This window comes from Sinomicrobium oceani, assembly GCF_900119185.1.
Classification (GTDB): Bacteria; Bacteroidota; Bacteroidia; order Flavobacteriales; family Flavobacteriaceae; genus Sinomicrobium; species Sinomicrobium oceani.
This window is the reverse complement of sequence record NZ_FPJE01000039.1, coordinates 1-22,318: the sequence shown is the minus strand read 5'-3', so window position 1 is coordinate 22,318 and position 22,318 is coordinate 1. Positions and strand designations below refer to the sequence as shown.

General features: G+C 34.7%; 26 protein-coding genes. 15 read left to right on the top strand and 11 right to left on the bottom strand.

The annotated features are described in order from the left end of the window. The coding region (locus BT112_RS20720) for a helix-turn-helix domain-containing protein (protein ID WP_175545846.1) at positions 1–178 on the bottom strand (178 nt) is incomplete at its 3' end. A gap of 299 nt (positions 179–477) precedes the next feature. Here BT112_RS20720 and BT112_RS22255 point away from each other — a divergent pair. Both BT112_RS22255 and BT112_RS20710 read left to right on the top strand, forming a co-directional pair. Next, the gene (locus BT112_RS22255; protein WP_175545845.1) at positions 478–636 is read left to right on the top strand and encodes a DUF4160 domain-containing protein; all 159 of its coding nucleotides are present in this window, start codon (positions 478–480) and stop codon (positions 634–636) included. Positions 637–696: 60 nt separating this feature from the next. Then, positions 697–1,275, top strand: a complete 579-nt coding sequence (locus BT112_RS20710) for a DUF2971 domain-containing protein (protein WP_072319367.1) — start codon at positions 697–699, stop codon at positions 1,273–1,275. A gap of 29 nt (positions 1,276–1,304) precedes the next feature. Here BT112_RS20710 and BT112_RS20705 read toward each other — a convergent pair whose 3' ends face one another. Continuing rightward, positions 1,305–1,889 carry a nuclease-related domain-containing protein gene (locus BT112_RS20705; RefSeq protein ID WP_217652462.1) on the bottom strand — a complete coding sequence of 195 codons (585 nt, stop codon included), beginning with the start codon at positions 1,887–1,889 and terminating at the stop codon, positions 1,305–1,307. Between the two features lie 937 nt (positions 1,890–2,826). Between BT112_RS20705 and dndC the strand changes: the two genes are divergently transcribed. The 6 genes from dndC (at position 2,827) to BT112_RS20670 (ending at position 10,440) form a co-directional block, all read left to right on the top strand. Then, complete coding sequence (gene dndC, locus BT112_RS20695) at positions 2,827–4,185, top strand: DNA phosphorothioation system sulfurtransferase DndC (protein ID WP_175545844.1); 1,359 nt, start codon at positions 2,827–2,829, stop codon at positions 4,183–4,185. Positions 4,186–4,193: 8 nt separating this feature from the next. After that, positions 4,194–6,287: a DNA sulfur modification protein DndD gene (gene dndD, locus BT112_RS20690; RefSeq protein ID WP_072319364.1), complete on the top strand. Its 2,094-nt coding sequence runs from the start codon at positions 4,194–4,196 to the stop codon at positions 6,285–6,287. Then, the gene (locus BT112_RS20685) at positions 6,265–6,660 is read left to right on the top strand and encodes a DndE family protein (RefSeq protein WP_072319363.1); all 396 of its coding nucleotides are present in this window, start codon (positions 6,265–6,267) and stop codon (positions 6,658–6,660) included. Before dndD ends, BT112_RS20685 begins: the two co-directional genes overlap by 23 nt. Before the next feature lie 69 nt (positions 6,661–6,729). After that, on the top strand, positions 6,730–7,833 hold the full coding sequence (locus BT112_RS20680; protein ID WP_072319362.1) for a hypothetical protein: 1,104 nt from the start codon (positions 6,730–6,732) through the stop codon (positions 7,831–7,833). Then, positions 7,823–8,800, top strand: a complete 978-nt coding sequence (locus BT112_RS20675; RefSeq protein ID WP_139276330.1) for a hypothetical protein — start codon at positions 7,823–7,825, stop codon at positions 8,798–8,800. Before BT112_RS20680 ends, BT112_RS20675 begins: the two co-directional genes overlap by 11 nt. A gap of 56 nt (positions 8,801–8,856) precedes the next feature. Continuing rightward, complete coding sequence (locus tag BT112_RS20670; protein WP_072319360.1) at positions 8,857–10,440, top strand: ATP-binding protein; 1,584 nt, start codon at positions 8,857–8,859, stop codon at positions 10,438–10,440. A 41-nt stretch (positions 10,441–10,481) separates the two neighbouring features. Here the strand turns inward: BT112_RS20670 and BT112_RS20665 are convergent, their stop codons facing one another. The 8 genes from BT112_RS20665 to lepB all read right to left on the bottom strand — a co-directional run bounded on the left by BT112_RS20665 (position 10,482) and on the right by lepB (position 15,925). Then, positions 10,482–11,498: a hypothetical protein gene (locus tag BT112_RS20665; RefSeq protein ID WP_072319359.1), complete on the bottom strand. Its 1,017-nt coding sequence runs from the start codon at positions 11,496–11,498 to the stop codon at positions 10,482–10,484. Between the two features lie 9 nt (positions 11,499–11,507). Continuing rightward, complete coding sequence (locus BT112_RS20660; RefSeq protein ID WP_072319358.1) at positions 11,508–11,756, bottom strand: helix-turn-helix domain-containing protein; 249 nt, start codon at positions 11,754–11,756, stop codon at positions 11,508–11,510. Positions 11,757–11,934: 178 nt separating this feature from the next. Beyond that, positions 11,935–12,840: a hypothetical protein gene (locus BT112_RS20655; RefSeq protein ID WP_245777082.1), complete on the bottom strand. Its 906-nt coding sequence runs from the start codon at positions 12,838–12,840 to the stop codon at positions 11,935–11,937. Positions 12,841–13,170: 330 nt separating this feature from the next. Beyond that, positions 13,171–13,590, bottom strand: coding sequence for a transposase (locus BT112_RS20650; protein WP_394333373.1), 420 nt, complete (start codon positions 13,588–13,590; stop codon positions 13,171–13,173). A gap of 329 nt (positions 13,591–13,919) precedes the next feature. Then, positions 13,920–14,195, bottom strand: coding sequence for a hypothetical protein (locus BT112_RS20645; protein WP_072319357.1), 276 nt, complete (start codon positions 14,193–14,195; stop codon positions 13,920–13,922). Between the two features lie 244 nt (positions 14,196–14,439). Next, a complete protein-coding gene (locus tag BT112_RS20640; protein ID WP_072319356.1) occupies positions 14,440–14,712 on the bottom strand; it encodes a type II toxin-antitoxin system RelE/ParE family toxin in 273 nt (90 codons plus the stop codon). Continuing rightward, entirely contained in the window at positions 14,713–14,955 is a 243-nt protein-coding gene (locus BT112_RS20635) for a ribbon-helix-helix domain-containing protein (protein ID WP_072319355.1), read from the bottom strand. Positions 14,956–15,244: 289 nt separating this feature from the next. Further along, complete coding sequence (lepB, locus tag BT112_RS20625; RefSeq protein ID WP_072319353.1) at positions 15,245–15,925, bottom strand: signal peptidase I; 681 nt, start codon at positions 15,923–15,925, stop codon at positions 15,245–15,247. 321 nt (positions 15,926–16,246) lie between these two features. Here lepB and BT112_RS20620 point away from each other — a divergent pair, with 321 nt between their 5' ends. From BT112_RS20620 to BT112_RS20590, 7 genes are all read left to right on the top strand, one after another. Next, positions 16,247–16,453, top strand: a complete 207-nt coding sequence (locus BT112_RS20620; protein WP_072319352.1) for a hypothetical protein — start codon at positions 16,247–16,249, stop codon at positions 16,451–16,453. A 388-nt stretch (positions 16,454–16,841) separates the two neighbouring features. Beyond that, positions 16,842–17,402: a restriction endonuclease subunit S gene (locus tag BT112_RS20615; protein ID WP_072319351.1), complete on the top strand. Its 561-nt coding sequence runs from the start codon at positions 16,842–16,844 to the stop codon at positions 17,400–17,402. Further along, the gene (locus BT112_RS20610; protein WP_072319350.1) at positions 17,399–18,925 is read left to right on the top strand and encodes a type I restriction-modification system subunit M; all 1,527 of its coding nucleotides are present in this window, start codon (positions 17,399–17,401) and stop codon (positions 18,923–18,925) included. The genes BT112_RS20615 and BT112_RS20610 overlap by 4 nt, the downstream gene beginning before the upstream one ends. Before the next feature lie 4 nt (positions 18,926–18,929). Further along, positions 18,930–19,934, top strand: a complete 1,005-nt coding sequence (locus BT112_RS20605; protein ID WP_072319349.1) for a virulence RhuM family protein — start codon at positions 18,930–18,932, stop codon at positions 19,932–19,934. Further along, positions 19,934–20,335 carry a hypothetical protein gene (locus BT112_RS20600; RefSeq protein ID WP_072319348.1) on the top strand — a complete coding sequence of 134 codons (402 nt, stop codon included), beginning with the start codon at positions 19,934–19,936 and terminating at the stop codon, positions 20,333–20,335. Before BT112_RS20605 ends, BT112_RS20600 begins: the two co-directional genes overlap by 1 nt. Further along, entirely contained in the window at positions 20,332–21,567 is a 1,236-nt protein-coding gene (locus tag BT112_RS20595) for a restriction endonuclease subunit S (protein WP_072319347.1), read from the top strand. The genes BT112_RS20600 and BT112_RS20595 overlap by 4 nt, the downstream gene beginning before the upstream one ends. Positions 21,568–21,576: 9 nt before the next feature. After that, on the top strand, positions 21,577–21,990 hold the full coding sequence (locus BT112_RS20590) for a hypothetical protein (protein ID WP_072319346.1): 414 nt from the start codon (positions 21,577–21,579) through the stop codon (positions 21,988–21,990). 70 nt (positions 21,991–22,060) lie between these two features. Here BT112_RS20590 and BT112_RS20585 read toward each other — a convergent pair. After that, the coding region (locus BT112_RS20585) for an ATP-binding protein (RefSeq protein ID WP_175545831.1) at positions 22,061–22,318 on the bottom strand (258 nt) is incomplete at its 5' end.

The following is a 22,318-nucleotide window of genomic DNA, read 5'->3' as shown; positions in this document are numbered from 1 at the left end:
AAAGGGTATGAAGCTCCTCCTGGGTCATGGCCTCTACTTCATAAGAGGTCAGCTGGTAACGTTGAAAAAAAGCGATGTACTTGCTTACGGTATTACGGGAGATCCCCAACTGGGAACTGATCCGGCGCTTACTGACCCCGGCACTGTATAACTTGAATATCTTTTTTACTTTTCGCATTTCTATTTGTTTGTTGGCCATAATCTTTTTAACAAAAAAAGACTATTGCGCACACTTCAAATAGAATCGATTTTTAGTGGTTCACTTTCATCCGTTTTAGGTGGTTCACTTTCACCCGCTGTGCTATGCTCACTTTCACCCGTTTTTAGTGGTATACTATATCCGTTTTTTGCAATTACAGAAAGGATATTAACAGACTTACTTAAATACTATTTAGGGCTAGACGACAAGTTATTAGAGCTTCATTTGAAAAAAGTTAATACAGTCTCACTAAGGAGAGAATAGTAACAATTAATGATTTGCAAGTAATTATTTATTCTAATGACCATAACCCACCGCATTTTCACGTTAAAATCAAGGACTTAAAAATTGATGCTAAGTTTAGAATAGGAGATTGTGAACTTATTAATGGAGAAATAAGCTCAAAAGACCTTAAAAAAATTAAGGGATTTATTTAAGTCCAAAGGATAAAATGGTTCTCGAATTGATTTGGAATAAAAAAGAAAACAAATTCAATAATGAATGAAATTTTATTTAAATATAGAAGCCTAGATAATTTCAAGAACTTCGTAGACATAATTCTACGAAACAGATTATATGCTGCAAAATACAAGGACTTAAATGACCCAATGGAAGGTCAATACTATTACAGAACAGGAGAATTAAATCGGGACATTAGAAATAAATTGTTAGAAGAAAAGGGTGGATTAAGACTATGTTCCTTATCAAGAGTTAATGACAATCAATTAATGTGGTCTCATTACACAAATGGACACCGAGGTGTTGCTATAGGACTTAAAATCACTGATACTAATTGTATGGTAAAACCAATACAATACAATGGACTTGCTTCTATTAGAAATCAAGACTTTAACGACCAGACAGCCATTGAAATATTAAGTCATAAACTTGAAGTGTGGAATTACGAAGAAGAAGTTAGAGTATTTATACGCGACAGAAACTTCGTTGATGTAGAAATTGTAGAAGTAATAACAGGACTTTCGATGAGCAATATCGATTTCGGATTTGTAAGAGACTTAGTTGAAAAAGTGAATTCAGAAATTAGAGTTACCAAGGCTGAAACATTTATGAATTAACATTAATATAGAATAGACAAAATTTGCCTTTACGTACCATCAAGTCCCCTCCACAACTTTTTTTTGGTTAAGCGCTTCCGCTCTTTAATGCTTTGATTAATAGATTTTATATGTTTACTGTGTTTATAACCGGATTTGATATTTGCAGATGTTATAATGGTATGTATGGCTTCTTTTTCTGTTTTGGAAAGTACCACTTCGGTATGTTTTCTAATGACCTTTAAGAGGTCTACAGAATAAATGACTTCAGACCTTGTATTTACTTTGAGCTCGGCCTTTGTTGAAAAAACGACTATGGGTAAATATTTGATATACGGAAATTCCCTAAGCAAATGTTTTAAAGCCAAAACATGGCCGTAATTCTGGCGTACCGGGTTATATAGCTTTTCTTTTCGTTTATATATAACCTGGGTCCAATACTCTGCGTATTCCCCGCCCATAATCCAGCCTTTATAATTCTTGGTTTCAATAACAAATATCCCGAAGTCTGAAATAACGACATGATCAATCTGTGATATCCTCCCCCGCACGTTTAACACCACATTATTTATAACCTTGTATCGGGAGCTGTCCAGCCTCGTCAATACTGTGGCTATGGTTTTCTCCCCGATCATTCCTTTAATTTGAGGACTGAACAATTGGTAAATGTACAGACATACGATAATCAGCAAAAAAAGCCAAAGCCAGGGTTCCATGATGTATTCTTACGGTGGGTTAATTACTTCCTATCTCATACGGATAAATGCCTGTAATTTAATAAAATTTCATTTTACATGCACTCTGTCCGGAGTTTCCGGAACCCCTAAACCGGACATGTATAGTCTCTTAAAACCTTAGCGTGTAAAATATGCTTAGCATTTGTACGGTAATAAACAAAGCACAGCCTGTCCCAAAAACATAAAAACAACAACAATGAGGGTTCCCGTATCAAAGTGTGACCGCATGTCCTTATGTTTGTTCCTGAACTTTAAAAAACAAAACCATGCCAAAGTATTATGTAAACAAAAATGCCCAGTCCAATGGGGACCATGAAGTACACAAAGAGGGTTGTAATTGGTTACCTTTCGAAGAAAACAGAATTTATCTAGGCTACCATAGCGATTGTAAAAGTGCTGTAAAAGAGGCAGAGAAACATTACACTCGGGTAAACGGATGCTATTATTGCTCAGAAGCATGTCATACCGGGTGATATAGCCTGCATTTTTCTCGGATTGCAAATTGTTATTAAGGTTATGCGAAGAGGAGGCAAACAGTACTACCTTAGCATAACCTTTTCGTGCATTACACCTGTGCTGATCCCGATATATATCGGGATATCGAAGTAAACACATGATACAAGAGGCCTCTCATTTCCGCCAAGCTCAAACGAGGACCAGCTGGGTCTAGAGAGTGTCACCAGTTAAGTATATTCGTTTCTATTTCTAATATACCTCCCTTTTATTCATGACAAGTAGGTATGTCGCTTCGTGTTGATTACTTTTGCATAAATTTTTTTCATGAGATAAATGCTTGTATTTTTCTTGTGTACATTTAGTAGTAAATCTTCATGCAATGGAACGTATTAGAAATAAGCGAATAGAAGGGATTATTTCAGAAATTATAGATCAATATGCGTACGCAGATCAGACCGATAGACCTTGGATAATTGGTTTTAGTGGAGGAAAGGATTCCACAGTATTATTAACGCTCGTTTGGATCGCATTACAGCGTATTCGTAAAGAAATGCCCTTTCCGTTTCAACTGAAAAGAAAGATATATGTAGTTTGCAATGATACCATGGTGGAAAATCCAGTTATTGCAACGTATGTTGAAGAGGTTCTTGCTAAAATTAGTGAAGAAGCAAGGGATCAAGATCTTCCCGTATTTGTACAAAAAACTATTCCTAAATTAGAAGAAACTTTTTGGATCAATGTTATTGGAAAAGGATACCCTGTTCCAAATAATACTTTTCGTTGGTGTACAGACAGATTAAAAATAAGACCTACGTCCAGTTTTTTAGAAGAACAAGTAGACGAAATGGGAGAGGCAATAATACTTCTTGGAACCAGATATGAAGAGAGTGCTTCCAGAGAGCGTTCAATAAAACGTCATGAGGTAGCAGGCAAAAGACTTTCCAAACATCCTAATACACCTAATGCCTATACATACGCACCTATTAAAGAATTATTATTAGAAGAAGTGTGGTATATTATTAATGCTGTGCCATCCCCTTGGGGTTTTGATAATAATATTTTATTTCAAATTTATGCGGATGCTAGTTCCGATGATTATGAATGTCCCACTGTAGTGACCAATAAAGAACATACTTCTTGTGGGCAAAGTCGTTTTGGTTGCTGGACGTGTACCGTAGTGAAAGATGATAAATCAATGACTTCTCTTATTGAGAATGGGAGAAATTGGATGCTCCCCTTACTTGAATTTAGAAAACGTCTAGTAGCAGGGCGAAACCTCTCTGAAAATAGAATGAATACAAGACGTAACGGCCAAGAGGCAATAAATGATGATGGAGAAAATAGAGGAACGTACACCATTCAATATCGCTACGATATTCTAAAAGATCTTTTAGAGATTCAAAAAGAGATTCAACAGGAAAGACCTTATATTACATTAATTAACAACCAAGAATTAATTGCTATTCAGGTAATATGGAATCGAGACTTGTATTTTGACCATACGGTTGGACAGTTATATAACGAAATATACGGGAAAGAAATCAGTACTAACAATATTAAAATTCTTGATAACACAGAAAAAAGGATAATTAAGGAGGTTTGTGAAGGGGATATGAAATATTATAACCTAATTGGTAATCTAATTGATTTGCAGGAGACTAAAACCCTTATGATTACCAAGTATGGACTTCATAATGATATTGAAAGAAGAATAGAGGCATTTGCTGAAGACAATTAATCTGATTTATGAAAATTAATAGAATAAAGTTCCAGAACTTTAGAATTTATGGAGGTGAGAATGAAATACATTTCAACTCTAAATCTAAAAAAAATATTAGCATCATTGCCGGTAAAAATGGTTTTGGAAAAACAACTTTTTTAACGTCTCTTATTTGGGTTTTTTATGGTAAGATGATGGTGGAAGTAGAAGAGAAGTACAAACGAGATATTAAAAATGTTGGGGGATACGAAAAATTTCTGACAACCCTTCTTAATCGCGATTTGAAATCTCAATATGACGATAAAAAGGTAAAGAATGCTGAATTATTTGTTGAAATTGAAATCGATGATTTGGCCATTCCCTCCATACCCTGTAAATCAGTGGTTATAAGAAGATCATTCAATTTCCATCTTCGGCAAGAAAATTTGACTATTCTTATTGATGGATTGGAAAATGAACTGACTAAAGAAGTAGGGTATGAAATTTTTATTAATGATTTTATTTTACCTCGCGAAATTGCCAAGTTCTTTTTCTTCGATGCTGAAAAAATTGTAACCTTAGCAGAGGCAAAATCAAAGTCTGAATTAAAAAATTTAAGTCGTGCTTATTCTGAAGTTTTAGGAATAAAAAAATATGAAGACCTAAAAAAGAATCTTGAAACCCTACTAATTAAGTTAAGACGGAATAGTGCCCGACCAGAGCAACAAGAGAAGCTGAAAAAATTAATTGAAACGGAAAACCAATTAAATTCTTTTTTAGAATTAAATGAGGAAAAAATAGCAACTCTTAATGAACAGATAATTACTTCAAGAAAACAAAGTGACAGTTTACAGGAAAAATTGATTCGCGAAGGGAATAAAATTACTTTAGAAGAGTTAGAAGAATTAAAGTTTCAACAGAAACATCTAAAAACCAGATCAGAAGAAATAAAAGAGAGGTTGAAAAAAATGATGGATTTAGCCCCCATTGTAATGGCTGGTGAAAAATTACAACAATTAACTAAACAACTAGAACTTGAACAGGATTCCGCTCCCGAATTAAAAATAGGTGAGGAGACCTTCAAAATTTTAAAACAATCGATCACAAAAAAAATCAATGATTTAGAAATTGCTCAACCGAAAATAAATAAAATTCTTGACGCTATTCAGCAATCTATACAAGAACAACAGGAGATAGGAAAAATAAAACAAGATATTCTATTAGATTACACTCCTAAACAGTATAGAGAATTTAAAGCAGTGTTAGATAATATCAGAAATGGTTTTAATACCCAATTTCAGAGTATAGTTAGGGAAGATAAAAATAATAGAATAGCGCTTTCAAAAGTATCATCCAAAATCAAACAAGCTGAAGCAAGAAAAGATAACCCTCTTGCTACAAAGCTTCGAAAAGATAAAATGGAGGTTGACCATCAAATTATTCAGTTATCACAGGAAAAAGGAAAATTGCTAGAAGAATCTTCTAATCTAAAAATGCAGTTAACCAATAATCATAAGGTATTATCTGAGTACGAGAAGAATTTTAATTTAATAGCTGCAGATAAAGTAAAAAGCGAAGTTACCGAGAATCTTCTTAAGAAGATAAATGCTATTATTCAGAAGATTAAAGAAGACAAAAAATATTCTCTTCAAAAATCGATCCTTCTAGGGTTAAAAAAAATCATGCATAAAAATGATTTTATATATGGTGTAAAAGTGAATGTATATGAAGGGGTCATAGACATAGATTTATTGGATAAAAACGACCAGATCATAAATAAAGATTCGTTATCAAAAGGAGAACAACAATTATACGCTACAGCACTTTTAAAAGCTCTTGTAGATGAGTCTGGAATTAAATTTCCGGTATTTATAGATAGTCCGCTGCAAAAATTTGATAAATTTCATTCTCAAAACATCATCAAAGAATTTTACCCTACTATTTCGGAACAGGTGGTACTTCTTCCTTTATTAGAAAAAGAATTATCTGAAATAGAATATGATTATTTAAAGCCTTATGTGAATAATGTCTACACTATAGAAAATGCAAGAGGAGTTTCTGGGTTTAATACATTGAATGTTGATGACTTGTTTAAATCCATAAAAAAAGAAGATGATTATGTTTACACAAGTCAAGACTAGTAAAGAAAATAAAGAAATAGTAACTTTACTTACCCAAAAATTAAATTTGGGGACAGAAAATGTTATTGCAAGAATGGCTTATTCTTATTCTCTTTCCTTAAATCGAAAATTGGATTTAAATGATATTGCCGATTCGGGAGGAAAGGAATATGCCAAATCCGTTTTATTTGGAGAATACTATGATATCTATATTGGTCTTCTATGTGTCAATTACAATATCTATAAAACAGATAAGGATATTGCTAAATACATTAAACTCCATATAGATGATGGTTTGCAACTACTTTATGAAGAATTTCAGAATAACTCTCATGAGGCTGGATTTGATTTTGTAACCAATTTGATCACTGAAAAAATCGAGTATTTTAGTTAGTGGATATATTCAGTTTTGACTTTAAAATTTCATTTATAAATACATTGCTTCAAAAATAAATATTGTGCCATGAGCCATAAAAAACCAGAGTTTGATATAATTCCCTTAGACAAACTTTTTTTAGACGAGAACAATCCTCGTTTGCCGAAGTCCTTACAGGGGGGAAGAGAAGAAGACATCTTGGAATACATGCTTTTAGATGCATCATTAATAGAATTAATGTTGGCTATAGGGAAAAACGATTTTTTTCCGGGAGAACAATTACTGGTTGTCGAAGACAAAAAAGGTATTTATAAAGTTATTGAGGGGAACAGAAGGCTTTCCGCAGTAAAACTTCTAAACAATCCTGACCTGGTATCAGTTCAGAAATCTAAAGTTAGACAGGTGATTGAAGAAGCCGAATTCTTTCCGAAGGATATTCCATGTTTAATTTTTGGTTCAGCTGAAGCTATTCACAATTATTTAGGATACCGACATATTACTGGAATTAAAGAGTGGAAACTCCTAGAAAAAGCTCGCTATTTATACGAACTATGGAAGAATGAATATTCTGAGGAAACTTTAGACGAGGCTTCAAGACAACTTGCAAAAAGTATTGGTAGCAGAAAGGACTACGTAAAACGGATACTGATTGGCTATCAGGTATATTATAAAATTGAAGATGAGGCTTTTTATAAAATACCAGGTCTTGATGATACGAGTTTTTACTTTAACTATATAGCCGATAGTCTAAATAAAGCAAATATATCAACTTATTTGGGTGTTGATATGAAAGAAATTGATGATATAAAAGAAATTACTTTAAATGATGAGCACTTAGAAAACTGGACTCGTTGGTTATTTGAAAAAAATTCTGAAGGAAGGACAAGACTAATAGGGGATAGTGGAAATCTTACTTCTTTAAATAAAGTATTGGGGCATGAAGCAGCTAAGAAGGCTTTTATTGAAAAAGGATATTCCTTAGATAATGCACTTGATTTAACTGGAGAATCAGAGGCTCAATTTTTTACATATCTCAACACAGCTTTAGCTAATTTAGAAAATGCAGACAGATTGGTAGTGAAGGTTAATGTAAAATATAATGATATTGTAGATCAAATAAAGGAAATACGTTCATTGGCTGTTAAAATAGGTCGTTCAATTCAAGATAAAGAGGATGAAGATGAGCTTTAATACCAAAATTTTGAGTTTCTTCTCTGATTTTTCTCTCGAATTGGGAACAGCCCCCACAAAAACTCTCATATATCTATATGCGGATTATGTTGAATTAGTGAGTTTGTTTTCTAATCAAAACTATGTTTCTGCTGCAGATATACTAGATCGATTTAAAGATGAGGGGATTATAAAACAACGTAGTTCTGATTCAGAACAGTCTGAAGCTCATGATAATGATGAAATATTTATTGATAGCATCTATAGACTTTTAATAGAAAGAAAACAGTTGTTTTTAGAAGATTATCCCTTTAAAATTGACGGGGTAGATAAAATTATTCTTAAAGAGGAAGAAAATATTACCGATCGGAATAAAATTTATATCTATCTATTATTGTCATCTTCCCTGAATATCTTTTCAGATTTTCAACCTGAATTAACCAAAGAATTTGAAGCGCTATGTACGCATGTCTTGACCAATTTTTTGCCACCTCATGCCATCGTAAAATCATTTGGAAAGAATTCAGAATATACTGGAACAGCGGTGCAAAAAATCCAAAATTTGGCGAATGATCTGAAAATTGAATTAAACCAAGATGCATTTCAGGAAATATCTATTCGAGGGATGCAAGAAAAAGGATTGGATTTAATTGGCTGGATACCATTTGGAGATAATGTTCCTAATTTTTTGTCCATTCTAGGACAATGTGCCTGCGGTAAAGAATGGCCGGGGAAATTGGGAGAAACAAGTAGATATAACAATTATTTTAAATTCCATCGTTTAAACCCTATACATACTATGTTTATTCCTTTTAACTTAGTAAGTTACAATAGACCTTTTTTCTTTAGAAATGATGAAATAAATAACCGACTGATTTTTGAAAGAAAAAGAATTCTTAAATATATATCAAATACCGACTTTTTTAATGTATTTGATTCAAAAAGTCTTGTAGATAAATGTATTAAGTATGAAGAGGATATCGTTTGATTAGAATATTTAAAATATTTTTTTTAAATTAGTTTGTAATCAACACAAAATTAATATTGAAAAATCAATTATCCGAAATTTCAGCTGTTCCTTCTAAAAGAATCTATCTCTCTATAATTGCTGATTATCATTTGCATTTGGCTTTATGTGAACTAATAGATAATGCCATAGACAACTGGAAATTTAATGGAATGGATCAAGAATTGGAAATCAATCTTGATTTAGATTATGACCAACAAACTGTCAAAGTTAAAGATAATAGTGGGGGGATTAAAGAAGAAGACATTTCATTAATTGTCAGTCCTGGTCAATCAAGAGCTTCTTCATCTTCCGAAATTATTGGTGTTTTTGGTGTAGGATCAAAAAGAGCAGTGGTGGCTCTTTCTAAGCAGATAAAAATACGTTCAAGATATTCCAATAAAAAAACACTTTTAATAGAGATAGATAACGACTGGATTGAAGATGAGGATAACTGGCATTTAACTCCATACGAAGTCGACCATATAGAAGAAAATACAACGCAAATCGAATTAAGCATTTTACGTGAAAAAATCGAGGAAAATAAGCATGATGATCTGATAAAACACCTGAGTGCTACTTACGCTTTATTTATAGAAGCAGGAGGATTGAAGATTATTGTAAATGAAAAAGAAATAAAACCGATAACATTTGAAAATTGGTCTTACCCACCCGGGTATGAACCAAGAGCTTATACGGCTCCTATTACATTCAAAGATAAAGGAGAAATTAAGGTGAATATAATAGGTGGTTTATCAAAATCTCACAGAACTGAAGAGACAAATAATGATGAGTATGGGGTCTATTTTTATTGTAATGATCGTTTAATTACTCGGGCTTATAAAGGAATGGAAGTTGGTTTTAAACCTCCAAGGGTAGGAAAACCACACCCAAGTATGTCGTTGGCAAGAGTTATTGTTAAAATAACAGGGCCAGTTGAATTAATGCCCTGGAATAGTAGTAAATCAGTAATTGATTTTAAACATCCTGCATATAAAGAGATAGATCTACATATTGAGAAATTATTATTTGTATATACTTCGATGTCTAAAAATTGGTCGGCCAGGGGAGGTTGGCCGGAAAAAGTATTTAAGTATAATTCGGGTAGTATAATCAATGAAGAACTCCCGGATATTTCAAGATCTGTGAGGATACATGTCCCAACGGTAACCAGAAAACCAAGAGAACCAAAATATATTGATTTATTAAAAAAGAAAAATAAAGAACTAGCGAAGAAAAAGCCTTGGACAATAGGATTATATGAAGGCATCATAGCCGTAGAAGAAGTGAGCAAACTTAAATTAGATCAAAGTAATCGAATTTGTCTCATACTCTTGGATAGTACTTTAGAGATTGGTTTTAAAGAATATTTATTGAATGAAACTAATAATAGATATTCCGAAAATCGAATAGCTAATTTTAATAGAATAGATTTACAAACAGAAGTGAAATCTAATTCTTCGATAAAAAAATCAGCATGGCAAATTATAGATGCTTATTATTATAAAAGATGTGATTTGGTTCATAAAAGAGCAACGACTCAGATTAGTTCCGGTGAACTTCAAAACTATAGAAAAATTGTTGAATATACATTATCCAAATTATTCAAGATTAAGTTTTAATTAATTGCTGTTTTATTCATTATTTGTAATAGTGACCGGTGTTATTTTGGCTCACCCTTACAGATTAAATCAGCGGCCTCTTCAAATGCGGTTATTAGGTTTTCGCCTGTCTTTTGATGTATATCCATCCCTATTTTAGCTAAGTTGTATCGACTATTGATTAGGGATAATCCCGTGCAATCACAAACCTTTTTTACCAATGAATTTAAAATAGCTGTAACAGCATCACTTATCATTTTCTCATTTATAGCTTGGAAATGAAAATTATCAATAAAACCAATCTTAGGATGGTCATTTATATCATTTAAAGCCATTTCTGATTCGACAAGGGTATTGATTGGAAGACTATAATTGTGTTTAACGGCGTAACCATTTTCATAATAGAAGATTATAAATTCATTTGCAAAGCAAATCATTGGATCACTATAAATATCTTCAGAATAAACAGTTCCTTCCGTTTTATCTTCAAAACTGTCTGCAGTAAAAACTTGAAATGCTAAATCTGGAATATCAGATGATATTTTGTTCAAATCCTTATTTAGAAATTCATTTAGAATTTTTCTTAGTTCTTCTTCTTTTTCTTCGGAAATTAATTTGATATCATCTTCAATTCTATAAATTAAAGCAAATCTCCAAATGACAGAATAAAAAAATAACCTAAAAAGGTGGTTGTCTAATCTCAAACATTTTTTAAATGTAATTTCATCATTACTTAATTCTTCATAGTTAGGCTTTTTATTATCAAGTCTAATCTCGTCTTGAATTATAGGAATAACTTTGCCCTCTATTTTTCCTAATTTATCCTCACAGTCAAAGCAGAAAATAAAATTTAAAGAGTAATGATTTTGTTTTCTAATTGTATCAGTATTTTTTAAATTATCTCTACCATAATAAATGTCTAGCTTTCTCTTTTGATAATTTGAAAATTGATAAGATTCTTCATTGTCCCTTTTTCCCACCATTGATTTCAACATTGCAGCTGGAATCCAATGAGAATTCTTTTTATCAGATTCATTTACTTTACATAGTAAACATTTATCTTTTGCTGTTCTTCCCATTCTGAATAATCACCCATTATCTTCTTTAACTTGCTGTTTAAACTCCAAATAAGTAGGAGCCTTACTCTTTGACCAATCACTCTTATACAAAAGATTTCTAATATCCTCTCTTAAAAGCTCTGCAATTTTGTTTAGCTCATGTACAGAGGGTTGCCTTTTATTATTTCGCCATTTAGATACTGTGCCTTCTGACCTTTTTACATACTTGGCAACGACCCTGTTGTTGATTTTTCTCAATTCGCATAATTTCGATGTTATTGTTTTTGAGTGTGGAGTCTAACATATAAATATACAAAATCTCTCTTCATTGCTAAAACATTAACACGAACCATTATTCTCCTGTCACTTCAATTGCTCTTGTGCTAAATACCACAGATATATTATGATGGATACTTTCCATTATGCTTAAAAAGAACGACAGGCCAGAAAAACCCGGTTAATAAAGATCATTCAAGTAATCTTTTTTACCGTCTATTCTTGTGTAGTCCAACTGAAATAATTTTTTTTCATCCATTTCTCCGCTAATCTTATTCTTATTTTTTATCAATCCATCCATTGACTGGAGGTTAAAGTTTGTTGGGTGGTTCATACGGATTTTAATACTATCTTTTACCAATACATAGTGACCATAATAAACAGTGTCGTTTACCGATAATACAATTTGATTATTATATTCCAGGAACATCATGGGGTCACTTCCGAGATTTCCATTATTTAATATTACCGGGGTATTATTTATGCTTAAACGCTCTATCTTGTATGCCCCTACGACATCTTCATTAACAGTAGCTCTCAGGTTAAAGGCGAATATGAAATAAGATACGGAAAGTACGACTACAAAAAAGACAGGGAAGTATTGTTTGAACATGTTTTGTCCGGTATTCATGACATGGTTAAATTTTCCTCCCGACTGTATAAAAAATTTGTATAAGTCCCCATAATATTCGGATAATAAGACTACTATGAGCACGAAGTCCACAAAAGTATGCCCTATTGCAAAATCGATATCAAATTCAATGTTTAAAATAAGGATATTGGAATAAACACCAAGGGCCATTAATAAAGCAATGAGTCTTGTTCGTCTAAAAACAATTAATACACCTATTAAAAATTCCGTTATACCGATAAATAGGTTATAATGATACGATCTACCAAAGAAGGACCACATGTGTTGCGTCTTCGAAACTTCAACCAGTGGAGCGTAGGAAGCGTAGTGTAAAACCCTGAATTGCATAAATAAGAATTTTGGTATTGCAAAACAGATCATGGAGGCAGATATATAGTAAATAGTCAGGTATTTTAACCCGAAGAGAATTTTTTTCAAATATGAATCTTTCATCATAATTTCATGTTATTTAATCGGCTCCACTTTCACCACCTCCACAGACTTATTCCTTGGCTTCCCACTCGCTTTAACAACACTGGTAACTTTCAATGTCAATCGTATCATGTCATATTTTGGTGTTGGGAAGTCAAAAAGCTCGGATACGGATTTATATTCAAATGCATTCGGTTTTCGAGGGTGTAAACTGAACTCTGTCTGAATAGATTTAAATTATTAATTTTATTCAGATAGTAATTATGAGCAACGAAGCACAATCAGATTTAGAGAAAAAGATCTCCGCTACCGCACGATTGTATCGTGTGGCCTAAACTATCTATGTTTTTTTCTTTAACCAAAATACTGAAAAACAATAATATGATCCAACAGCCCTTTTCCTCCTGCATAGTCCGTCGCACTGCTGTAAAGATAATCCTGTGGCTTGGAAACCAAGCCCGCTTCCACCGGATTGTTATGGATATAGCTTACCTTTTCCTGTATAACCTTGTTGCTCCACAATGCAATGGGCTTGTTGTCATGTCTCCAAAACTGATGACTGTCTACATTGGACGATTTTTCTGCCGCTTTTTTAAACTGTTCCAACAAAAACTCTTTTCTGCTTTCCCGTGGGTTATTCTGTATGGCCTTTACCACGGCTTTGCTTGTAAACCGTTTAAAGTCGCCCAACAGCAAGGCAGGATGTTGACCCTTTACGCTCCTGAAGACCAAATGCACGTGGTTGGTCATGATGCACCAGGCTATTATTTCCATACCTTTTTGCTTTTGGCAAAATGTCAAACTTTCCAACAGTAGGTTCTTATACGCATTCCTGTAAAAACGTCCAGCCACTCCACTACAGCAAAGCTCACAAAATACAGGCCTTCGGGATTGTGGAACTTGTAGTTTCTGCTCATAGGTTAAAGCTACTCAATTTTGTGGTACGGTTGTGGAACTAGCAAGAGGGGGGAGAGAGAACGCGATACAATCGCGCATCAGCGGGGGGAAACGCATACCGATTGTTATGTGTAAATGTAATTTTCCCTAAGAATCAGTCATTTTTAATGAGATTGTTTTAGCCTTAAACATTTTTTAACTACCTGTCAATTTTCCAATAGTTCGATAATCCACTTTGTATTTGGTCTTTCCTGTGTAGCCCCTTCTACCATATCTATCAAACCATCCCGGCCATCCCGGAGCATTTGTCGGAAATTAAACCCGGGTTTGGGACCGATCCGGTTAGACAAAATGTTATTCTCATTTAGCAATAATGCACATTCGTCGGCACTAAGGTTGTTGATACGTTTTTTTCTCATGTATCCCTGGAGAAAATCAGATACTTGTTTAACCTGGGAATTATCAAAACGTGATTTACTCATGGCATGATATTTTTAAAAAAGTTTGTTTAAGCAAAGTAATTCATCCTAATAATACAACACGTATAGCTTACCCAATCCCAAAGGGGTCAACATGCTCCGGAATAATCCCGATAAGGCATCCCTACAAAACTGTTTTTTTTAAATCTAAGGGGTCGGCATCCACCACAATGGCAGTCGCTATAAGGTTATATTTATATAATAGGCTCTTGTTTCCGCGGGGTTCAAATGTGGACTACTTTGGAGGTCAGGGAAATTTTTGCTTTCCAATAATCCTAACGATCCTAACATGATCTTCTACGGTAAAAAAAATGGTGTGCGATACATGCACACAATATTGATATCCCTTCCGGATGTGGAAAGCCTGGGGGAACATTTCCGGGTTTTTGGCTATCCTCTTAAACTCTTCTTCAAAAGAGTTATGGTATTTTTCAGCCTGTGAGGTCCCGAAATGGCCTAAACCATAAAGGTATATTTGGATGAGGTCTTCTTCTGCCTGGCGGGTTAAAAGATACTTCATTTAACCTTTTTTAGCACGCTCTTTGGCGGTTTGCAGTATTTCGGCCATAGTTTTGTTCGAAATGCCGCTTTCCTCGCCCCTGATCAGTTCATTTCTCAGCCATAAGCGTTCTTCTTCCCATTCCCTTTGTTTACGGATCAAATCATTGATCAACTCGCTTTTGCTTGAGTATTCATTTTTTTTAAGCTGGTCTTTCATCCAAAGGTCGTTGGGTTCGTTGATTGTTATTGTTTGCCTTGCCATGACGCTAAATTATGTATGTTTAATGCAAATATACACCAAAACTGCACCAAAATGAAAATTTACCCCCACTTTCTCTTTGGCCTCCGCCAAAACCGGAGCCGGTATGTTCTTTATTACGACCGGATAAACGGATGTCTTCATTGCTCTGAAGCATGCCATACAGGGTGATTGTTGATGGGATGCCTTTATAACCTATGTTTTTGCCGGATTTTCGATATTTATATTCTTTGGAGTTATGCGGCGAAGTCAGAGCCATTTGCAGCACCTGAAACACTTCGTAGAGCGGAGATTACAATTTTTTGACTACTGTCCCAACAATATCCGATTCATTGATAAGTCCAATGTACCTTGAATCCTCTGAATTGTGTCTATTATCCCCGATTACGAAACATTTCCCTTGTGGGACTTTTAAAGGTCCGAAGTTATCCATATTCCAATTTTGAGTGTAAATTTCTTTTATTGTGTTATCCGCTTGATTTTTCGGTTCTACTTTAATCAGATTTGATAATCCGTTTTGTTCGGCGATTTTGTCTAATAAAATCACCATCATTTTGCCGTCTTTTCGAAAACCCTGAACATCCTTTGTGATCACTCCTTTGCTTAAAAGTTCCTGAAATTTCTCAAAATCTATGGAGTAGAAGTGTTGTAACTCCATATTTTCATCAAAGTCTTGTTCATTCAAGTACAGAATTCCGTCCTTGATTTCTATGATATCATTAGCTTTGCCCAGAAGACGATGAATTCTTATGTGTTTTTCCAGCATTTCATTTTTGTACCCATAACATACAAAATCACCATTTTCATAATCCACCAAATTGGAGACCAGGATTTTCGAGTTTAGTTTAATTCCCGGTTCATTCGCCGTTGTTGGAATATTGTACATTTTCAGCATATCGGTTTGCCCGAGAATAGTATAAACCCCGAATAGTATGGAGAGTATTATTAATGTCTTTTCCAGCGGTTTCTTCATGATATGGTTACATCGTTTTTAGTATATAGCACTTGCCGAGATCGGAGACGTTCGCAGAGTTTGCAACACCTCGAAGAGCGGATAAATGCCTGTAATTTAATAAAATTTCATTTTGCATCCGCTTGGTCAGGAGTTTCCGGAACTCCTATACCGGACATGTATAGTCTCTTAAAACCTTAGCGTGTAAAATATTTAGCATTTGTACGGTAATAAACAAAGCACAACCCCTCCCCAAAACATAAAAACAACAATAAGGGTTCCCGTAACACAGTATGGCCGCAAGCCCTTATGTTTGTTCCTGAACTTTAAAAAAACAAAACCATGCCAAAGTATTATGTAAACAAAAACGCCCAGGCCAATGGAGACCATGAAGTGCATAAAGAGGGATGTAATTGGCTACCTTTCACAGAAAACAGGATTTACCTGGGCTACCATAACGACTGCCATAGCGCAGTAAGAGAAGCCCGTAACTATTACAACCAGGTAAACGGATGTCTTCATTGTTCTGAAGCCTGTTATACCGGGTGATATGGCCTGTATTTTTCTTGGATTGCAAATTGCTATTAAGGTTATGCGAAGAGGAGGCAAACAGTACTATCTTAGCATAACCTTTTTCGTGCGTTGCACCTGTGCTGATCCCGATAATTATTGGGATATCGAGGTAAACACATGATACAATGGGCCCTCGTTTCTGCTGGGCTCAAGTGAGGACCAGTTGGAGATTTGTGAAATAAGTGGTTGTTCGTTAAGATGATTAAAAGAACATGGAATAAAAGGCCCTAAAAAAAGACAACTAACTACATATTGGGAATTACTTTTTTTGACTAATTGTTTTTTTTGTACATTAATTACAATAAAATATTTGGATAAGTAATTTTCTTTTTGCAATATTTGTACATCAATAACAAGAAAATAAATGAAGTTATTAGAATGTGTGAATATTAATAGTGGCATTAACCAGACAAAACATCCGGAAGGAGAGGCATACCTGTTGCAATCAAGCGATTTTGATAATAGTGGGACGTTATTGGCTAATGTAAAACCTTCTATTTTGCATAGAGACAGACTTCAAAAGCATTATCTCAATAAGGGAGATGTTTTGGTGATGGCCCGTGGACATAATGGTTTTAAAGCTTTTGTGTTTGATGGAGGTAAAACACCCGCAGTTGCTTCTGCGGTTTTTTTGGTGCTTAGAATAAAGCATGCCGATGTCCATCCGGCTTATTTAGCCTGGTATATTAATCTGGGAAGCACTCAGGAACTGTTAATCAGTACTTCCAGAGGGTCGGCCTTGCCTGCCATTAATAAATCTATTTTAGGAGAATTGGAAATCACAATTCCTCCTTTGTCTGTCCAGCAAAATATTGTGGCATTATATAAATTAAAGAAAGAAGAATCCAATATTCTTAAAAAGTTAGATGAATTAAAAACTAAAGCTTTAGAAGTAAAATTAAAAGGATTAATAAACATAATATGAGTAAAGAGGTTTCGGTACAAGATATAAATGGTGTGGTTTGGAGCGCCTGTGATACATTTAGGGGAGTAATAGATCCCAGTCAGTATAAGGACTATATTCTGGTCATGCTTTTTTTAAAGTATGTTTCGGATGTGTACACCGAAAAATACAATGAATACTTAGAAAAATATAACGGAAATGTAGAACGCGCAGAAAGAGCTATGCAGCTGGAACGTTTTGTAGTGCCGGCTCACAGTCACTTTAATTGGTTGTACGATAGTAGAAACGAGCCTAATATAGGCGAGTTGATTGATATAGGTCTAGCAGATTTAGAGGAAGCCAACAGAGAAAAGCTTACCAGTGTAGACGGTGCAGGTATTTTTAGAAATATTAGTTTTAACACCAGTAATTTAGGAGAGAAAAAGGAGAAAAATACGCGTCTGAAAAACTTGTTGCAGGATTTTAGAAAGCTGGATCTTACCCCTTCTCATTTAGAGGATAAAGACATTATTGGAGATGCATATGAGTTTTTGATCAAGTATTTTGCCGGAGATGCAGGTAAAAAGGCAGGGGAATTCTATACGCCCTCAGAAGTGTCTACCTTACTGGCTAAATTAACCAAATCTAAACCAGGTGCACGTATTTATGATCCCACTTGTGGTTCCGCTTCTTTATTAATCAAAGCAGGCAAGCAGGTAGGAAGTAAAGACTTTTCACTATACGGGCAAGAGGCCAATGGTAGTACATGGGCGTTGGCCGTAATGAATATGTTTCTACATGGCTTTGATAATGCTTCTATTCGTTGGGGAGATACCTTAAGAAATCCGAAGCATATAGAGGGAGACAGCCTCATGAAGTTCGATACCGTTGTAGCCAATCCTCCTTTTTCACTGGATAAATGGGGACAGGAAGAAGCCGAAGATGATAAATACAGACGTTTTACTCGTGGGATACCTCCTAAAAGTAAGGGCGACTGGGCGTTTATTTCACACATGATAGCCAGTGCTTATGAAGGATCTGGCGTTGTAGGCGTGGTAGTGCCGCATGGTGTATTGTTTAGAGCAAGCGCCGAAGGTCGTATCCGGAAGAAAATTATCGAAGAGAACTTATTGGATGCCGTCATAGGCTTGCCTGCCAATTTGTTTTACGGTACGGGTATTCCGGCGGCCATTCTTATCTTTAATAAAGGGAAAAACAAGCGTACTGAAACTCTTTTTATAGATGCCAGTGAGGAGTATGCCAGTGGTAAGAATCAAAATGTATTAGAACCCGGGCATATAAACCGTATTGTAAAAGCATATCAACAGTTTAAAAACAATAAACTGACTGCGGGAGTGGTAGAAGATAAATACAGTTATGTGGCCACCTTAGAAGAAATCGCCGAAAATGAGTTTAATCTGAATATCCCCCGATATGTAGATACGTTCGAGGAGGAAGAAGAAATAGATATCAGTGCTGTGCAAGAAGAAATAGAAGCTTTAGAGAACGAATTGAAAGAAGTACAGTCGCAAATGCAAAAATATCTGAAAGAACTAAATCTGTAGCGCTATGGATCAGGAAACCAATATGATAATTTACAATACCGAAGACGGTAAAGCTTCTGTGGCTTTATATGCAAAGGATGGTAATGTTTGGATGAACCAAAATCAGATTGCAGAACTATTTGACACCTCTAAACAAAACATCAGCTTGCATATCCAAAATATATTGAATGACAATGAATTAACGGAAAATTCAGTTGTCAAGGAATACTTGACAACTGCCTCCGATGGCAAAAATTACTCGGTTACGTTCTATGCGTTAGATATGATACTGGCTATAGGGTTCAGGGTACGGAGCAAGCGAGGCGTTCAGTTTAGAAAATGGGCAAATAGCAACCTGAAAGAATACATCATCAAAGGGTTTGTAATGGATGATGAACGCTTAAAGAACCCTGATGGCCGTCCGGATTATTTTGATGAACTGCTGGCGCGTATCCGGGATATCCGTGCTTCGGAAAAGCGGTTTTATCAAAAAGTACGGGATTTGTTTAGCCTGAGTAGCGATTATGATGCTACTGACAAAGCTACCCAAATGTTTTTTGCAGAAGCCCAGAATAAATTATTGTATGCGGTTACCGGTAAAACAGCGGCAGAATTGATCGTGGATCGAGCAGATGCCAAAAAACCCAATATGGGATTAACCAGTTGGAAAGGTGCCGTTGTGCGAAAGCAGGATATTACCATTGCTAAAAATTACTTAACAGCCGATGAGTTGGATAGCCTTAACAGGTTGGTAGTGATCTTTTTAGAAAGTGCGGAGTTACGGGTGAAAGACAGAAAAGACCTGACCATGAATTATTGGAAAGATAACCTGGACAGGCTAATAGCTTTTAACGACAGAAAGGTATTGAACAATCCCGGAAGTGTAAGCGCTAAACAAATGGAAAATAAGGTAAAAGCCCAATACAATATTTTTGATAAAAGGAGGAAAATTGCGGAAGCCAAAGCAGCAGACCTGAAAGACCTGGAAGAATTAAAACAACTGGAAGCTAAGCTAAAGAAGAATAAATAATGAGTTTCAATTTTTATAAATGGCTCCAGGAGCAAGATGATATTATAAAAAAGGGGGTACTTTTTATATGTGACAGCCTGTTTGTTGATTGCAATTTTAAAGGGTATTACATTGAAGATAATAACTTAATAGGGAATGTTCTAGCACCGCAGTACGAAACATTAAAACAGTATAAAGAACTCAACCCATATACAAATACAGAGCATATTCGATATTTTTTTGAGCTAACTAAAGCCGGTATAAAGCATGTGGCAACTGTGCTTAGCTATGAGAGATCTAAAGATACTATGCAGGTATGCTTAGAGGAGCAATACGAATATATCACTATAGAAAATGGAGTGGTTGAAATGACCAATTTTGAGCCTTTGACAGTATTAATAAAAGAGAAGTTTAAACTATGATTATAGAAGATATCAAAGAAGGCTATAAAAAAACAAAGCTGGGGTGGATTCCTGAGGATTGGGAATGTGTAACAATTGGAGATTACTATGAGTTTAAAAATGGTTTGAATAAGGGAAGTGAGTATTTTGGTCATGGGACATCTATTATAAATTATAAAGATGTATATTCTCTAAATCATATATATAGAAAAAAAATTCATGGATTAGTAGATGTTAATGAAAGTGAGAGGAAGAGATATAGCACTAAGAAAGCAGATCTTTTTTTCACAAGGACATCAGAAACTGTTGATGAAATTGGTTTAGCTAGTGTGTTGTTGGATGATATACCAAATGGTGTGTTTAGTGGTTTTGTACTAAGGGCGAGACCGTTGAATGAAGATATATTTCCAAGTTTTGCAGGGTTTTGCTTTAGATCTGAAATAGTAAGGAAAGAAATTATTAAGAAAAGTACATATACTACAAGAGCACTTACAAACGGAAGTTATCTTTCAGAAGTTTATTTTGCATTACCTCCTATTAATGAGCAAAAAGCAATAGCCAATTGTTTAAGCACCTGGGATAAAGCTATAGAAAAACAGGAAGCCTTATTAAAAGCTAAGCAGCAAGTAAAGCAAGGTTTAATGCAGCAATTGTTATCCGGTAAAAAAAGGTTGCCCGGGTTTACGGAGGAGTGGAAGAAAGTTGTAGCAGGAAAAATCTTTAAAAGTATTTCAATCAAGAACAAACCAAATCATGAATTGTTATCAGTAACTCAGGATAGAGGAGTTATTCCAAGAGATATGCTTGATGGTAGGGTGACTATGCCTTCTGGGAACTTAAACACTTTTAAACTCGTTAAAAAAGGAAATTTTGTAATCAGCCTTAGGAGCTTTCAAGGTGGATTAGAGTATTCTAATTATGACGGATTAGTAAGCCCAGCATATACAGTACTTGAGGAAATAAGTAACATAAACCGTGATTTTTATAAGTATTATTTTAAAAGCTACGAATTCATAGAACGTTTGTCCACAGCTGTTATTGGAATTAGAGACGGTAAACAAATAAGCTATAATGATTTCTGCATAGTCAAAATTCCGTCTATATCCGTAAAAGAACAAAAAGCCATAGCGAATGTTCTAAATACAGCAGACAAAGAGCTAGAGGTGTTAAACAACCAACTCCATAAATTAAAGGAGCAAAAAAAAGGTTTAATGCAGCAGTTATTAACCGGTAAAAAGAGATTGAAATTTTAAGAAATTAGTATGGCATTTAAAAGGCACCAAATAGATCTTGCATATAGAAAATTGAAAAGTTATGTGTATTATGATAACTTCTCTTTAGTCCTCCGACAGCAAATTGCTGAATTTGAATCTGGGAAGGATTTTGATGATAGGTTAGATAATTTGGTGAAATATTTAAATGCTCCTGTAAAAAACAAAAAGTATTTTAACGAGCTTTTAGAGAATATCTCCTGCTCCGCGGTGCCAAAGAGTTACTCCAGGGACTCTTTTAGTTTTGGAGAGAATATTATCAGTAACAATTTTACGAATAGTAACTACCTTTTAAAGAAGGTAAATTACTTTTTTGAAGGACCAATAGAACTTCATCTAATTTCTGTTTTGTGGATATTACATGAAGGGTATGTGCTACATAAATGGAAAGAACGGACAAAGTGAGCCACCTAAAACGGATAAAAGTGAGCAGTGTAAATGAAGTGTTTAAAATCGATTCATTCTTGGTGTAAAGTTAGCTTTTATTTCTTAGTTTTTTCCGCATAGATTCTCCCTTAATATTAATCCGGTGTGCGGTATGTACCAGGCGATCTAAAATAGCGTCCGCAATAGTCTGTTCCCCGATGGTTTGATGCCAGGCCTCTATAGGAAGCTGGGAAGCCATAATGGTGGAGCGTTTTCCGTGCCTGTCTTCGATAATTTCCATCAACGTTTGCCTATTGATATGATCTAAGCCTTTTAATCCAAAATCGTCAAGGATCAGTACATCCTG